A 14,689-nucleotide genomic window follows, 5' to 3' on the forward strand; every position below is an offset into this window, starting at 1 on the left:
AAATTCCCTTTAGAGAGATCAGAATTATCTTTGACGATACTTTTAAAAGCTAAACGACCAAAAAACTAGCACATGGCCATTAAGGTGTCCATGCCAACTTTGGGCCTTTGTCAGGAATCCTTCAGCGGCTTCAACTGCTGATAGTCGGCTTTTCTGAAGGGCTGCCTTGGGTCGACTTCGGCCAGCCACGACTGGCGACAGTCGACCCAAAGGAGACATTTCGGAGCAGGTAAATGATGATCGCGATACCAGATAGCTTCAGCGCGTTGTCCCAGCGCCTAACGTATCTCCTGAATAAGCCGCTGTTCGATACCTGCTTCATCCGTCTCCAAGGGAGCATCGATTTACCGCCACGATGCTTACGCGCCACATCCGCGATGCTCCTCAAGCGCAAGACTCCCCTGACCACTTCTCGCATTCGACCTAGCACGTTCCCAGACATAAACGGCGCCGGCCAAGGGCGCGCGCGGTACTCGCGCAGCCTTCATTTCCTGAAGCAGATTGGTTAGCCATGACCAGCTTGTGCAGCAGCGCCCGCCTAGACCTGACGCACATCATGCATCGTCCGTCCGGCGACTCGATTGCCTTGCCTCCCACCTATGTGTTAACCCTTACTTGGGTATGCAAGAGACCTTCAGCCACCAGGGATGACCATGAGCAAGAAGAAGCACGAACTCATTCCTCTCCTAGACTACCTGCGCATTCACCGCGTTATCCGCAGCGTTTTAGACTCTGCCGGTGCAACAACTGACCGTGCATGTTGGTTCTTCAGCGTCGCAGGATCAGCAATCCTTCGTCACCACTACGGAAAAGATGCCCAGCCACTTGCTGGAGCTGTTTGTTTTATGGTCAATGAAGAGGGGGCTAATGTTTTGTGTTTCGCCACAATCGATGGTAGCGAAATACATAGTTCCGTCGACGCTTTTCATGCAATGGTTGCCTGCGGCGACCATCTAATCGATTTCATGAGCCCGATTTTTAATGAGCACGCCATCTCTTCAGGGCTCGAAATTATTCCCCCGTCAAAATCTTTCCAGCGTCTTATAAAGACTATGACTGGCTCCCATAATGCGCTGAGATTCGACGGAGATTTTTTCTTTGATCCAAATATCAAGTTGACTGAACACCTGACAAAACAGATCGCTCAAAGCCAGTTTCAGAACGATTTGATACAGGCATGCATTGCTTGGTATCGAAGACCCCCGAAGCCCATTCCATCAACACTTACGGTAGGCGATGAGAAGAGGGAAATGCGGACGGTGAAACTCAAGGATGCAGCTGTCGAAGGAGCTTGGTAGCAGAAAAAAACGGGCCCTCAGGCCAGTAGGAGCAATCTTGAAAGATTCGGAAGGCGTACGCACCCCGCCAGGAACATCAGAAGTCTATTTGTAGCAACTCCATAAACCCAATCCCTGATTAAGGATTGATACCGCGGCCTGAGCTTAATCGTCTCAGCGCAAACCCGCCTCGGGTCAATTGCTGGCATTTACGTCAGGCTGCCACCGGCCAGAAGCGGATATTGAGGATCGTTCTATTTTTTGCCGGCGGGTGTCATGCTCATTGGACATATCAATGCAGACTCCCCCAAAGCCTGTAGCAGAATTTTTGCAAAGGAGCTGCCATGCTTGTTTACAAATATATGAGCCTGCAAGGGCTAGACGCATGCTTGAGCCTGCGCACGATCAGGTTCACAAAGCCGGCCAACTTTAACGATCCCTTCGACTGTGCTGCTGCAGCAGGGGGGACGATGGAAGGACTGAACATACACCCCGTTGGCTCGACCAATGCCGACAAGCTTTTCATGATCAGAAATGGGATAGGCATACTTTCCCTAACTCGAAATCCGCTTAACCCCCTGATGTGGGCGCATTATGGAGAGAACCACAGGGGAGGCGTAATAGCTATAGACACCGAGGAAGCGGGCCTCGAGTGCAATAAGGCAAACATCATCTCTGCCAGCGCAGGCAACGTAATTTACACAACCGTCAGACCTAGCCTGGATGGCGATCATCTCCCTTACCATGACGAGCTCACGGCGCAACATGACAGGCTTATGCTTGAAAGGCTGTTCCTCTACAAGTCCTTGCATTGGTCATATGAGGAGGAGATCAGGGTGGCACGCCGCGTTGATTACACTCCACAGATGCGGTACCAAGATTTTGAGATTCCGAGTTCAGCCATTAAAGCTGTCTACCTAGGAGCCAAATATTTTCCTGCTCTGATAGATGACTACGACGGCCAGTTGCCACGAGTTCACTTAAAATACCGAGAACACGAAATATATCTTTGCAATCAAGATCGCCAGACCTGGGATCTTCATGCAGAGCGCTTTGATCCTACAGGCTTTGGATTGCCTACCGATTAACGTGGTCAAGATACAGCACGTGAAGGTCTGCTGTGTAGCCGCTCGTGACAACTCTGCCTGTCGTGACTGACCGCTTCTGGCCGTTCTCTGCCTGTTTGACCAAAAGATTAGAGCGGTCAAATTCTTTGCAAAAGGCTGAGCAATATCGCCAATTGGGCGGGCAAGAAATGGTCGGTGAGGGGGCGTAGCCGCCGATCTGCTGTGAAGGGGCTCAGCTCGGTATCGAAGGAAAGAACCAGGCGCCCAGAAGGGCGCCTGATGATTACAACAGCCCGGCCTCAGCAAGCGAATAGGGCTCGCCTTGACCCACGATGAAATGATCCAGCACGCGGATATCCGCATAGGCCAACGCCTCCTTTAGCCGCTGCGTCAGCGCTCTGTCCGCAACACTGGGCTCGGTTACCCCTGAAGGATGGTTGTGGCAGAAGATGACCGCCGCGGCGTTGTGCTCGATGGCCCGCTTGAGGACGACACGCGGGTAGACCGCGGCGCCGTCGATCGTTCCATGGAACAGGTGCTCGACGGCCAGGACACGGTTTTTGGCATCCAGAAACAGGGCTGCGAATACTTCATGCGGTTCACCGGCCAGGCGCAGCCGGAGGAATTGCCGCACCGCTACGGGGTCTTCGAGCGCGGAACCTCGCTGAAAGACCCGATGCTCCAACAACGCGATGGCGTGTTTGATGATCCAGTCATCGTAGCGGGATGCGATTGACGAAGCGGCCGTGGTGGCGGCTTTCGAGAAAGCGAGCGAAGCAGACATGAGAACCTCCAAGAGTTGGGGAGGCGCTCTTTCCCCTGGGAGGGGCGAGCCCTCCAGGGACGAGATAACAACAGCATCCACCAGCGAATGAACACTGGCTGTTCGCACAAGGGATGCGGGGCGAACAGGGGGGGTGGTCAACGCGGGAAACCGCGCCGTAGCCTTGAAGACCATGGCTACTTGGGCTTGCTGACGGAGTCAGCTTGCGTTCTTGAATCATCTATCTCTTCAGACGCGTCGGCGGGACTGGCCAGCAGATCCAGCGCCGATAACAGCGCGTCGCCGTCGACCGGACCATGGAGCAGGATCGTTTTGCCCGAATTCCGGTCGTGAAGTCTCAGTGTTGGCGTTCCCACAATGCCGTCGCGGGCGGCTGCTTCGGTCTGCGTGCGGATGATGGCGTCGGGGCGATCACTGTCGAGACACGCCTGTAAGGCCGGTGTCAGATCGGGATACGCCGTATCGGCCGGCAGCCCCTGGCCGCTGCTCCGCGTATGCCGGTATATCCAGGCCGCCGCCGACCAGAAGGCGTCATGTCCACCGACTTCACCGGCGCACTCGGCCAGCCGGGCTTCTCGCTGGGCCGCCAGGTTGTGCATGGGCAGCGGCAGGTGGTGCCATTGCCCGTTCACGTCGGGGTTCGCATCGATCCAGCGCGTCAGCGCCGGGAGGTAGTCGCGGCAGTAGGGGCACTCCAGATCGGCATACAGGACCACGGTGAAGCGGGCGTCGGCGCGGCCATATAGCCAGGGTGGGCCGGCCGACTTGGACCTCGACGACACGGACGAGTGGTCCTGGGATGCCCCCGAAGAGTAGGCGATCCACCAGAGCCCACCGCCTGCCGCGAGTATCAGCAACAAGGCCAGCCACCCGGCAAAGGCGCGTGGGGAATGGGCGGGAGTCGGGGGCTGCATCATCGCCTCCACCGATCAGACCAGGCCATCCAGCGGCAAGGGCTCGATGCCTCGGGCGCGGTCGATCTTCTCGGACACCCGGAACGCGGCCTCCAGTTCGCTGATGCCGTGCTGCTGCATCAGTTGGTAGCGCTCGGCTTTCTCCTCCGGTTCGGTCATCGCCGTGGCCAGGTACAGGCTCGGCGGCACGGCACGAAACAGCACCTCCATCGACTTCGACAGGATCACGCCTTCCGAATACTTGCCGGCCTCCTTGCGGGCCGACAGCATCAGCGCCTTCTGCGAGGGATTGAGTTCGCGGAAGCGGGCGATCTTCTCCACCTCGTCCGGCGGCATCGACAGGCAGACCCACCACTCGATCATGTTGAGCATGGGTTCGGCGGCCTTCGGCAGATCGTCCAGGTTCTGCGTGGCCAACCAGAACCACGTGCCTAACTTGCGCCACATCTTGGTGATCTTGACCACGTAGGGCGCCAGCAGCGGGTTCTTGGTGATGATGTGCCCCTCGTCGGTGACGTTGATGATGGGGCGGCCGAGAAACTGGTCACGCTCGGCGATGTTGTTGACCGTGTTGATCAGCGAGATGTAGGCGATGGAGAGCTGGGCGTTGTAGCCCTCGCGCGCGAAGGTCGCCAGATCCACGAGGGTGAGGTCGGCTTCCGGCCAGGGCGTGCCGGGCCGGTCGAACATCTCGCCGTCCAGGCCCTGGCAGAACATATCCATCGCATCGGCCATCTCCAGCAACCGTAGACGTCGCACGTCCGGCAGGGCAGGGTCGCCGCCGCGCTCCCGCAAGGCATCGCGCACGTCCCGGGTCAGGACGGTCCGCTGCTCAGCCGCGCCCCGGTGGGCGGCGTCCAGGATGCACTGGCGGATCAGGCTGCGATCCGCGCGGGTCATCCGCGCCTCCTCCTTGTCTTCGCCGCCGGTGATCATCAGCCGCGCGGTGATCTCCAGCTCACCCAGCACGTCGCGTTGCTCGTCGTGGTCGGGAGCGGCCGACGTGTGCGCTTCCTCGTCCAGCACGTCGGCATCCAATGTCTGCACCTGGCCGGGCGTTTCGACCAACCGCCAGGCATCGGCGAACGGGGCCAGGCTCACGCCGGCGCCGGGCGCCAGTTTTACCCGGTGCACCGTCAGCCCCAGGCGCTGCGCGAATTCACCCCACAGCCCGAAGCTGTTGCCGGCTTCCACGATGAACAACCGGGGTCGGTAGATGGCGGTGACCTGGTTGAGCAGGTTGTTGAGCGTGGCGCTCTTGCCCGAGCCGGTGGGGCCGAACAGGAACAGGTGCGCGTTCATTTGCCGGTCGTGGCGATTGAGCGGATCGAAGGTGATCGTGCCTCCGCCCCGGTTGAACAGCGTGATGCCGGGGTGGCCGGTGCCCTGGCTGCGCCCCCAGACTGGCGACAGGTTGGCGGCATGCTGGGCGAACATCAGTTGCGTGTACCAGTGGCGCCGATCCTTGGCCGGATCGAAGACGCACGGCAGCCAGCGCAGGTAGCTGTTGAGCGGTGCGACCTCATCCTCCTCGCGCACCGGCTGCAGGCCGGCATTGAGCATCACGTTGGCCAACTGCAGGCCGCGTGCCTCCAGTTCCGCTTCATCGCGACCCCGCAGATAGAAGACCAGCGCACCGCGATAGAGCTTGTGCGCGCTGCCGATCATCGAGCGGGCCTGTTGCACGTCCTGACGGGTCTGCTCCGAGGCCAATGTATCGCCGACGGCTTTGCGGCTCAGATGATTGAGGTGCGACTCCAGCACGTCCTGGGGCGAGGCGACCAGCGTCAGGCACATGATCGTGTCCTCGGGCATCTGGTCGAACAGCGCATTGACGGCATCGCCCTTACGGGTCTCGCCGGTCAGGTGACCGGTGCTGGGTGGCGTGCGCAGCCGGTCCATGACCATGACCCGGTGCGGCATGCCGTCGAAGTACCACAGGCCACTGTCCACGTCCGAGCGCGGCTGGCTGAAGAACAGGCGCTGGGCGAAGTCGGTGCCGCTGGCCAGCTCGATTTCGCCTTCCTCGGTCTCCTCGGGATAGCGCGTCAACGCATAGAAGCGCTCGCGGTCGGCGTCGGTCGGGCCAAGGAGGGTGGGGTTCGGATTGAACCAGCGCAGCAACCAGGCATGGATATCGGCGGCGACCATCCGACGCCCCTGGACGCCGGCATTGGCCAGCGCGCCCAGCAACCGGTCGCAGATCACCGTCAGCGCGTGTTCCGGCGACTGGCCGCGGCGGGCGTCATGGACGGCTGCTCGCCGATACACCACCATCCGCACGCGCCGGACCTGGCCGCGCCACGGCAGGCGGGTGACGGTGCTGTCCTCGAACAGGCCGCCTGGTTTGGCGATGGCGCGCAGATGGTGCGCGAAGAACCGCAGGTAGAACTCCGTGAAGGCGCTGCCCCGAGCACGGGGCTGGACATAGTTGCGCAATGTCCGCAGGTAGTGATCCCAACTGGTCTCGTCCTGGGCATAAAGCTGGACCACCCAGGGGTTGTCTTCAAGTTCGTCGAAGCTGTCCTGGAGGGCGTTTTCCAGCGCATCGCGTGCCTGACACAGCCACGCCGACTCCCGGCCTTCGGTACCAAGGGGCGTCAACTCATAAAACGCCGCCACCGACTGGCCGTCTTCCAGCAGCAGGCTCCTGGAGGCGGGCAGGTACTCGACCCAGGGGAGCATGTCCACGAAGGAGGGTGCCACGTCGTAGAGCGCTTGCTCGTCGGCCAGGGTGGCGGCGGCATGCGGGGGCTCTTCGCCTGGAACAGGAATGCCGTGCGTAGCGAGTCGTTGCGCGTGCATATCCCAGGTGTCGGGTGCTTCCTCATCCCCAAGGGCAAGAGGGCTTTCGCCAGGAACGCGTTCGGCACGGAAGCGCTTCATGTCAGGCGCGCTCGCAGAGACCCAGATCGGAACTGCAGCCGCCGCCCGTCTGGTGTTCGAAGAACATGCCGTACTGGCGACCGCCGTGGGTGGTGCGGCTCCATTCGACCAAGGTGCGAATGCGGGCGTATTCGCCTGGGTGTTCCGTATCCATCGGGTCTGTTACGGCGGGAAAGAACGTGGCGGCCCGACGTTTGTTGGCTGCGGAAACGATGGCTTCCCACCGTTCAATACGGTCGATGTGCTCGGGAAAACGGTCGGCGATTGCGCGCAGTTCCGATTTGCGGCAGTTGACGCACGGCAGGCAACCCACCCGCTGCATTCCCATGGCATAGAGCGGGTTGGGCCTCAGTCCGTGCCTCCGGTGTTGAGCCCAAACGTCGTCGACGCTCCAGTGACGGATGGGGCGCCAGATCACCGCCCCGGATTCGTGGTGGTTGTATCGGCGTTGTCTGGCACGGTTCCGGCTCTCCTCAGCGCGGATACCCAGCCATTGCAACACGGGACCGCGCCGCAGCATCGGGCCAACGATTTGCGTGGTGATGGGAATTTCCTTGAGTTCCCCGGTACAGAACTGCGACATCCGCGCGGGAAACCGCCCTTTGCTGATGCAGAGATCCAGGAAGGGAATGCCCGTCGGCTCATGCAACGCCGCTGCTTCGGCCACGATGGCGTGGGGGATGCCTTGCTTGGGCCACTCCCGCAGCACATAGTCGCGGTGACGCCGCAACGCTTCGGTGAAGTCGGCTCGAACAACCTCGACTTTCGGACCACCGGTGCGTTCATGCAATCGGCCGACATACTCGTAGGTCAGCTCATGCTCATTGCCGGTATCGGCAAAGACGGCCCGGAAGGGGCGGCCAGATTCCATGGCGAGCAGATAGACCGCTGTGGAATCCTTTCCCCCGGAAACGCTGACGAGGTGTTGAACACGCAGCGCCTTCTGGTGGTTCGTGCGAGTGCGACGAATGGGGGCGGGCGCGGTGGTTTGCGGCGAAAGCCCAATGCGCCTGGGATGGAGGTGGTCAGTGGAGCGACGTACGGGCTGGCGGCTGTTCATGCCGCGAGTGTCGGGCCGTCAGACCTGGCGACACCATTGGGAAACCGTTCTGACTGCATCCCGCATTTCTGCTGGTTCGTGATGAGGCGTCGGCGTGCACAGGCTTCCGTGGTTGCTCGGATGACGGACGGGCAGTGAGTTATGTCCCCAAGTTATGCTTGCGGTTGGTCGCTGGGAAACACTAAGGACGTTTTGATGAGCCTGGATGGGGATGAGCAGCTCTTTGAAACCCAGCATGGGCGAATCTGCTTTGTGATTGTTGAAGAAGAGATGAGGGCGGTATTTGATCTTCTCGCCGGTATGGCAGAGTCAACGAACTCTGAGGTTGAGCATGTCTGCGAACAACGGCGCGGCCTGCTGGAGGGTGAAGTCATCACACATGACGAGTGGGGTGACGTCTCGGAAGATGTTTTGTTTGGCCTCGAAGAGGTGTTGCTGCCGCACGCGCGTTACGTGCAAGGCCCCTTATCCAACATTGCTTCGTCGTTGCTGATCTTCGCCTTCTTGGAAAGGGCGTTGCGTGTGGTGGCCAGGGATGTTGCGCACGATTCCTCGTCCGTTGAAAGGTTCCTCCGTAAGAATGGGCGCGCGGGCAAGATCAGGGGATATCTCGCGTTTCTGCAGCACGAAGTGGCATTACAGTTCGGCGTCCCGCCCAGGTTGGAGGAGATGCTGGAGCACGAACGGAGGCTGAGGAACGACTTCGCTCATGGCAACTGGGACGTGGCGGACAGGCAACCGCGAAGCGGTTTCCTGATGAAGGCATTTGAAACCATGAGCGAGTTATTCAATGCGTTGGAGCAGGCTGTTGAAATGGCAACTACCTCAGTCCAGATGCGGTCGGCCCAATAGCGTCAGTGCTGACGTCCGACCGCAGTCTAAATTGGCGCACTATCCAGCGTTCTGGGCGACCCATTGGTTGAATGCATCCTGCGAATTGGCGTCGTGCATGTCGTCAGGGTGTTTGACGATCTCAAGTCCGGTGCGAGGAATCTCACCTGGGAAGGTTGCCTGAACCCACTGTTGGTAGTGGGCGTTCGGATGAACCGTGAATTCTCCATCCGAGCGCGGAGGAGCGCTGAATTCGCTTCCCCAGCAGATTTCGTCATAGCCAATCGCGAGCAGCCGAAGGAAGTCAACCGGATCGTCGGCAAGCGTGCAAACCATTACTGAGCCCGATCCCGAGCCCAGGTGGACAATCTTTTGTTCGCCGTTCGGGGCGAGCCAGAATGCGGCCATGGAGCCTTCGTCGCCGGTTTTGGCGAAGACGCACAGTCGGTTCAGGACTTCGGGTCGTTCATGGCCGAACCAGTATTTGAGGTTGACGTTGCCTTCAGCAAAGAACGAAATGTTGGTCCCGCCCTGACGCTCAGTGTCCGTCCAACTAGCACGAAGCTCGTCCTCGGGAAACAGGAAGCCAATGCGCTCGCCCGAAGGACGATCGATATACAGATGGTTTTCCTCGATCCAACTGAAGAGGGTTCGTAGCGGCTGGGGCAAGTGCATGCCAGGGAGTAGCGTGCGGCAAATCTGCTGTTCCAGGGTGCCCATTCGGGTGCCTTCCTTACTGGCTGAGGTCGGTATGTAGTGGAGCCATACAGCGTTGCATGGCTTCAACTGGGGGGGTGAGGCTCAGCCGGCTCATCGTAAGAATTCCACCTGACTTTGGCATGTTTGCCGGAACCCTTGCTGATTCGCTTTCTATCGATGATGCGGGACTCGAACTGCCAGTCCTTGGATATTTTCACTACGATGAGCTTGCTGAAGTTCCCGGCGCGCTTGACCAGGACTGGGCTGCTGCCCTTCTCGGGGGAGATCGTTTTGACCTCGATAAAGTCATTACCGAGCCGTCCATCAGATCCTGGTGCATGGGCTCTATGACGCTTGATACCGTACTTGACCTCGGCATAGAACTCGCCAAGCTCGCCCCAAATTTGCAGGTAGCGTCCAGTGAGGTCCTTGTATGCTGTGGCAACAGCGATAAGGTCTTCGAAGGTCCGGATCAGCTCAATACTGCCGCCAGGATATTCCGCAAGGAGGTCTTGTTCCTCTAGTTGCTCATTGATGTAGTCCCAGCTAATCCACTCGCCATCATCCCAAATGCCATCGGATGAGTTGCTCAGCTTCTTTCCTGTCATTGAGCATCGCATAGCATCTTCCTTGCCCTTCGGGCCGGTTATCGATCCTTCTTTCAGTTCGAACTCGATACTATGCAGGTAAGAATGGGTAGACAAGCGATCCAGGGCTGAGCTGGAGGCCTTCTTCAGAAGGCCACAACCGAGGAGATTTCTTCGGGCTCACAATCTTGTTCGTGATGCGATGGCATCACGGAGCCACATTAAACCCAATGCGCCCTGAGGCTGGGCAGTTTTCGACTTCCGGCTTTCCTACGGTATGTCGCACTGCAGTGTGGCATCGACATAGTGCTTGCCGTTGGACAGCGGCTTGTCGAACGTCACCTTGAAGGAGTCCGCAACCGGGCTGCCTTTGAAGGACTTACAGCTCTCCTCCAGATTCTCCTTTGCCTTGGCGGTTGCGGCTTCGAGCGTAGCGCCTTCGCCGTTCCCGGTGAGGTTTGAGACGGCCGCCAGGGCAAGCTCACAGGTTCCAAGCGCGAACATCGACAGGGCGAGGGCATGGATCTTCTTCATGAGGAGCATCCTTGTAGGAAGAGGAACGCACATGGTAGGCAACTCGAAGGGGCTGAGGCAATTGATCACGCCGTCTTCACGGGAGCGGGCCGAAGGCACAGAGACTTCACAGGCATTTGTACCAGCGACCAGCCCAGGCCAAAGGCTCGATGTACTGTGCCGGGCGAGGCGTATTTGTGGGTGCGCTCAATAGCCTTCCACCCGTTCTCCCGGCATGGCGTACTGCACGCGCTGATACAGCGGAAACACTGTGCTGTAGCCCGGTACAGGCACCGGATCGGTGCCCGCCAGATGCGGAAAGACATACATCACCAGATCGGGATTGGGCAGCCGATGGAACTGGCGGTAGATTTCGTTCTGCGCGGTGCGCGTGTAGGCCGCGTTCTCGGTGGGAGCTGCCTGTACGTCGGCGTTCGTCAGCGGACGTCGTAACGTCTGGCGGGCGTCGAGCAACTGCCGGGCCGCCTGGCCGCCATTGCGGCTGCCGCCGGTTTCCCGCTCCCAGATATCGAGCATGGTGGCGTCACCATGCGTCAGCAGCTTCTCCTTGTTGGTCGCGCAGCCCGCGAGCCCCATCGAGGCCAGGGCAGCGAAGAGAAACAGGGCTTTGCGGTCAGTCCAGGTCCGAGTCATGGCTTTCTCCGAGGCGGTGATCGACACGGCGTCCCTTGGCGTCGTAGTCGATGTTCAAGGGTTGCTCGATGTGCACGGCCACCTGCGCGCCGGGCGGCACGTAGACGGCGGCGAAGGCCTGTCCGTAGAGCTTGTTCACCCACTGCGACATGTCCTGGACGCCGCTGGCCAGCATGCGCCCCACGGCCTCGTTGCCGGAGATGCCCACCGTCCCCAGTGAGCTGTTGCCGTTGCTGACGACTGCGACGTTGCCGGTGTCGGACTTGATCAGCGACGCCGCGCCGGCGCCGGCCGCGGTGATCAGGGCTTGCGAGCCGAGATACTGCTGAGCGTTGCTGCGCTTCTCGCCGGTGACGCAGGGAATACCGTGCGGATCGCTGATCCAGCCCAGGCCGCTGTCGATGGACTTATCGTTCGGGTTCTGGGCATCGCTGCGGCGGGTGTTGTTGTCTCGCTTGTCCTCTTCCGGAACCGTGCGGATGGTGCCGTCCTGGAACACGAAGGTAACGGAGCGGATCTGCCCCCGCACACAGGAAAGCGTCCAATCGCCGGAGGCGGTGCCGCTGACCACCGCGCCAGCCACATCGGGGATGTCGATCCCGTTGGCGGTGAGGTTGTCCGGGCCGATCAGGACCTTGAAGGGGTACGGATCATTCACCGTCCCGTCGACCGGCACCCGACCGATCAGCGCCGTCATGACGATCGACCCCATCAGCGTGGCGTTGGCCGGGACGGTATAGACGGCATGGGTCGAGGCGCCCATGGCCTGGGTGCCGGCATCGGCCGCCGTACCTACTGCATTCTCCAAGGCCTTTTGCGCCGGCCCGATTTGGGTTGGCAAATTGAAATTGCCAGGTAGGGCGCCGCGCTGCTTGTCGTCTTCGGTCGGGGCATCCTCGGGCTCGATCCAATGCACGTCGGCCGGCGTCGGGCCGTCACCGTCTTCCAGCCCCAAGCCTACCGGTAGGTCGGCTTGCTCGGGCTTGTTGCCCAAGCCATCCAGGCGGCGCTGCAGTTCCTGCAACAGGCCCTGGGTGTGCTCCTTGTCGTTGGCCATTTCGGCACGCTCTTGCTGCAGCCGGTTGCGCTCTTCGCCCAAGGCACTCTCGATGCGCCGGTCGATGCTGTGTTCGCGTTGGCGCAGGCGGGCGTTCTCTTCCTTCTGGTGCTTGTTGTCGGCCAGCGCCGTCTGCAACTCATTGCGGAGTTGTTTCACCTGGGCGACCAGGGTGGCGACGGTATCGCGCGGCGTGTCGCCTTCGATGCCCAGCGCTTTCATTTCCTCGGGCGTGAGCTGGTTGGTCTGCTGCGCGGGGGCGTTGTCACCACTGTCCCTGAACCATCTGAAGACGACGATCACCACGATGATCAGCATGGGGAGCATCAACCAGCGGAGCAGCTTGTTACTCTTCATGGTCCGCTCCTTCGGCCCCATCGCGACTCGGTGGCGACGGCAGATTGAGCGCCGCGTCGATGGGGCTGATGGTCGGCAACAGCGATTCGGCCAGCCCATGGCCGCGGGTCACCAGGTACACCACGGTCGTGTCCGTCGAAGCACCTGCCGGCCCCACCGAGGGATGCTGAAAGGTCGCGGCGACGAAATCGCCTTGCAAAGTGCGCGGGTCCAGGTCGAGCCAATGGGCCGAGGTATTGGTCAGGCGGACGGCGGTCACCCACAGGTCTTCGAGGCGCCAGGCAGCCAATGCCTGCGCGCGAACGGGCAGGGTGGGGAGCAGCGTCTCCAGCGCCAGGTTGCGGTCCAGTCGGGCGCGTTGAATGCCGGCCACGGGCTCGACCGTGCGCAGAGGCGCGTAGAGGTTCTGCGCCGCATAGCGGGTCAGTATCACCGGAACCGGCGTTTCGCGTATCGGGCGTGAGGTGTCGTCGTTGGCCGGTAGCGTGCTGCCGGGCTGGTCGTCAGCGTTGGTGCCACCGTAGCGCTTGGCGGGAACGTCCCCTTCGACGATGCGCACGGGCTCCATTGGTGGCTGGCCATCCTTCGCCGCCTGCGCGGCAATGTCCAGCAGGATCAGCGCGCCCGAATCGGTGTCCTGCAACTGCAATCGTGTCGGCGCGATGGGTTCGCGGGCCAGCAGGTAGACCGCACCTCCTGCAATTTGTACGCGCAGTTGGGTGCTCACCACAGACGGCACCCCGACCCGCACGTTGCGGTCGAGGAAGATCACGCGCTCCTGGCCGACGACCAAGGGCACCGCCAGCGGCAGGCGCTCCCAACGAAGCACCTCCACGGCCTGGATGATCGGTGCGATGGCCATCATCAGAAGCACAACGGCCAATGAGGAAACGACAGGGCGCTTCATGGCGTCTCTCCTTGCGGTGCGGACGGGTTGCCTTCGGCCGACGAGGGCGCGGTGGGAAGGGTGATGCGTTCTGGCGCGCGGCTGTAGCAATCGAGCGCCAGCCCGAAGGGGTTGCGTTCGGGGTCGACATCCATCCGCACGACGCGCAGCGGGTAGCGAACCAGGGCGCGCTTCACCTGCTCGGCGCCGTAATACTCATCGGCGGAGACGTCCAGGGTCACGACCCACTCGCGATCGGATACCACCTTCACGCGCGCCGTTGGATCGTCGCCATAGCCGCGCCCGGGAATTTCATAGAGCCCGCGCACGCGCTGGCGAAGCTCGCTGTTGGTGCGGCGGAATTCGTAATCCTGCTGCAGGATGGCGCGGCACTCCGGCGTCAGATAGGCGGAGAGGGCGCGCAGGTTGCGCGGATAATCTTCCTCGCCATTGCTGGGCCAGCGGTTGAGTTGCTGAAAGACGTAGAAGGCGAAGGCGTACACGCTCTCGGGCGGCACGTCCCACCAAGGGCGCGTGCTTCCCGAGCGCAGGTCGGGCGGGACGTGGATGGTCAGGTTGCGCGGCGCGCTCCACCAGCCGAACCCGAGCATCAGGACCACCACCAGCAGCGCGACGAGGCCCAGGCGCAGTGTTCTCACATGCGACTGGAGGTGCAGGACCTCGTTCTTGAAGCGGCTCACACGCCACCCCGGTGCGTGCTGCGGCGTGTGGTCCAATAGCCGGAGCGTGTCACCAACGCCTGGCCGCCGAGGTAATCACCCAGCGCAGGATGCCGCAGGGCGAGCCGCCATTGCAGGTGCCGGTACAGCCAGGTGTCGGGCCTTCCTCGCTTTTGCCGCCGCAGGAATCCGCCACCGATGAAAATGCCCGCGGCGACGGCGGCCACGATGACGGTGGGGAGCACCGCGATGTTGTGTGACAGCCATGCCAGCGGAAGCCCCATGACCAACCCGGCCGCGGCCGACAGGCCGGCGCACATCCACAGCTCGTCGGCCGTCATTCCCCGCACCACCACCGGCTGGCGATTCAGGCGGTGTGGCAGGAACGCCACCGTGCCGTCGCGTGCGGTCTCCAGGCTGGTGGACACGACCCAGCC

The 14,689-nt window shown here is 61.1% G+C and carries 15 protein-coding genes; 3 read left to right on the forward strand and 12 right to left on the reverse strand.

The features are described from left to right. Positions 1-653: 653 nt before the first annotated feature. Positions 654-1,298, forward strand: coding sequence for a DUF2026 family protein (locus BZL41_RS26155; protein WP_095601996.1), 645 nt, complete (start codon positions 654-656; stop codon positions 1,296-1,298). 323 nt (positions 1,299-1,621) lie between these two features. Further along, a complete protein-coding gene (locus BZL41_RS26160) occupies positions 1,622-2,365 on the forward strand; it encodes a DUF2971 domain-containing protein (RefSeq protein ID WP_095601963.1) in 744 nt (247 codons plus the stop codon). A 262-nt stretch (positions 2,366-2,627) separates the two neighbouring features. Here the strand turns inward: BZL41_RS26160 and radC are convergent, their stop codons facing one another. The 4 genes from radC to BZL41_RS26180 all read right to left on the reverse strand — a co-directional run bounded on the left by radC (position 2,628) and on the right by BZL41_RS26180 (position 7,988). Continuing rightward, a complete protein-coding gene (radC, locus tag BZL41_RS26165; RefSeq protein WP_095601964.1) occupies positions 2,628-3,128 on the reverse strand; it encodes a DNA repair protein RadC in 501 nt (166 codons plus the stop codon). Between the two features lie 176 nt (positions 3,129-3,304). Further along, on the reverse strand, positions 3,305-3,988 hold the full coding sequence (locus BZL41_RS26170) for a thioredoxin domain-containing protein (protein WP_256578247.1): 684 nt from the start codon (positions 3,986-3,988) through the stop codon (positions 3,305-3,307). A gap of 69 nt (positions 3,989-4,057) precedes the next feature. Beyond that, the gene (locus BZL41_RS26175) at positions 4,058-6,928 is read right to left on the reverse strand and encodes a conjugative transfer ATPase (protein ID WP_095601966.1); all 2,871 of its coding nucleotides are present in this window, start codon (positions 6,926-6,928) and stop codon (positions 4,058-4,060) included. A gap of 1 nt (position 6,929) precedes the next feature. Further along, positions 6,930-7,988 (reverse strand): phosphoadenosine phosphosulfate reductase family protein, encoded by a 1,059-nt coding sequence (locus BZL41_RS26180; RefSeq protein ID WP_095601967.1) that lies wholly within the window; start codon positions 7,986-7,988, stop codon positions 6,930-6,932. 195 nt (positions 7,989-8,183) lie between these two features. Here BZL41_RS26180 and BZL41_RS26185 point away from each other — a divergent pair, with 195 nt between their 5' ends. Continuing rightward, complete coding sequence (locus tag BZL41_RS26185) at positions 8,184-8,840, forward strand: hypothetical protein (protein ID WP_095601968.1); 657 nt, start codon at positions 8,184-8,186, stop codon at positions 8,838-8,840. Positions 8,841-8,879: 39 nt separating this feature from the next. Here BZL41_RS26185 and BZL41_RS26190 read toward each other — a convergent pair whose 3' ends face one another. The 8 genes from BZL41_RS26190 to BZL41_RS26225 all read right to left on the reverse strand — a co-directional run bounded on the left by BZL41_RS26190 (position 8,880) and on the right by BZL41_RS26225 (position 14,680). Then, a complete protein-coding gene (locus BZL41_RS26190; RefSeq protein ID WP_218224633.1) occupies positions 8,880-9,539 on the reverse strand; it encodes an SMI1/KNR4 family protein in 660 nt (219 codons plus the stop codon). Positions 9,540-9,601: 62 nt separating this feature from the next. Continuing rightward, on the reverse strand, positions 9,602-10,222 hold the full coding sequence (locus tag BZL41_RS26195; protein WP_218224635.1) for a hypothetical protein: 621 nt from the start codon (positions 10,220-10,222) through the stop codon (positions 9,602-9,604). Positions 10,223-10,375: 153 nt separating this feature from the next. After that, complete coding sequence (locus BZL41_RS26200; RefSeq protein ID WP_095601969.1) at positions 10,376-10,639, reverse strand: hypothetical protein; 264 nt, start codon at positions 10,637-10,639, stop codon at positions 10,376-10,378. Between the two features lie 186 nt (positions 10,640-10,825). Continuing rightward, complete coding sequence (locus BZL41_RS26205) at positions 10,826-11,272, reverse strand: TIGR03751 family conjugal transfer lipoprotein (protein ID WP_095601970.1); 447 nt, start codon at positions 11,270-11,272, stop codon at positions 10,826-10,828. Further along, positions 11,253-12,686, reverse strand: coding sequence for a TIGR03752 family integrating conjugative element protein (locus tag BZL41_RS26210; RefSeq protein WP_095601971.1), 1,434 nt, complete (start codon positions 12,684-12,686; stop codon positions 11,253-11,255). The genes BZL41_RS26205 and BZL41_RS26210 overlap by 20 nt, the downstream gene beginning before the upstream one ends. After that, positions 12,676-13,593: a TIGR03749 family integrating conjugative element protein gene (locus tag BZL41_RS26215; RefSeq protein WP_095601972.1), complete on the reverse strand. Its 918-nt coding sequence runs from the start codon at positions 13,591-13,593 to the stop codon at positions 12,676-12,678. The genes BZL41_RS26210 and BZL41_RS26215 overlap by 11 nt, the downstream gene beginning before the upstream one ends. Beyond that, complete coding sequence (locus BZL41_RS26220) at positions 13,590-14,273, reverse strand: PFL_4703 family integrating conjugative element protein (RefSeq protein ID WP_095601973.1); 684 nt, start codon at positions 14,271-14,273, stop codon at positions 13,590-13,592. The genes BZL41_RS26215 and BZL41_RS26220 overlap by 4 nt, the downstream gene beginning before the upstream one ends. Beyond that, positions 14,270-14,680 carry a TIGR03750 family conjugal transfer protein gene (locus tag BZL41_RS26225; RefSeq protein WP_095601974.1) on the reverse strand — a complete coding sequence of 137 codons (411 nt, stop codon included), beginning with the start codon at positions 14,678-14,680 and terminating at the stop codon, positions 14,270-14,272. Before BZL41_RS26225 ends, BZL41_RS26220 begins: the two co-directional genes overlap by 4 nt. Between the last annotated feature and the right edge of the window lie 9 nt (positions 14,681-14,689).

Source organism: Pseudomonas sp. PIC25 (genome assembly GCF_002286785.1).
Classification (GTDB): Bacteria; Pseudomonadota; Gammaproteobacteria; order Pseudomonadales; family Pseudomonadaceae; genus Pseudomonas_M.

Coding starts and splice junctions, on each gene's coding strand:
- BZL41_RS26155 (WP_095601996.1), top strand. CDS start 654: ATGAGCAAGAAGAAGCACGAACTCATTCCTCTCCTAGACTACCTGCGC.
- BZL41_RS26160 (WP_095601963.1), top strand. CDS start 1,622: ATGCTTGTTTACAAATATATGAGCCTGCAAGGGCTAGACGCATGCTTG.
- radC (WP_095601964.1), bottom strand. CDS start 3,128: ATGTCTGCTTCGCTCGCTTTCTCGAAAGCCGCCACCACGGCCGCTTCG.
- BZL41_RS26175 (WP_095601966.1), bottom strand. CDS start 6,928: ATGAAGCGCTTCCGTGCCGAACGCGTTCCTGGCGAAAGCCCTCTTGCC.
- BZL41_RS26180 (WP_095601967.1), bottom strand. CDS start 7,988: ATGAACAGCCGCCAGCCCGTACGTCGCTCCACTGACCACCTCCATCCC.
- BZL41_RS26185 (WP_095601968.1), top strand. CDS start 8,184: ATGAGCCTGGATGGGGATGAGCAGCTCTTTGAAACCCAGCATGGGCGA.
- BZL41_RS26190 (WP_218224633.1), bottom strand. CDS start 9,539: ATGGGCACCCTGGAACAGCAGATTTGCCGCACGCTACTCCCTGGCATG.
- BZL41_RS26200 (WP_095601969.1), bottom strand. CDS start 10,639: ATGAAGAAGATCCATGCCCTCGCCCTGTCGATGTTCGCGCTTGGAACC.
- BZL41_RS26205 (WP_095601970.1), bottom strand. CDS start 11,272: ATGACTCGGACCTGGACTGACCGCAAAGCCCTGTTTCTCTTCGCTGCC.
- BZL41_RS26210 (WP_095601971.1), bottom strand. CDS start 12,686: ATGAAGAGTAACAAGCTGCTCCGCTGGTTGATGCTCCCCATGCTGATC.
- BZL41_RS26215 (WP_095601972.1), bottom strand. CDS start 13,593: ATGAAGCGCCCTGTCGTTTCCTCATTGGCCGTTGTGCTTCTGATGATG.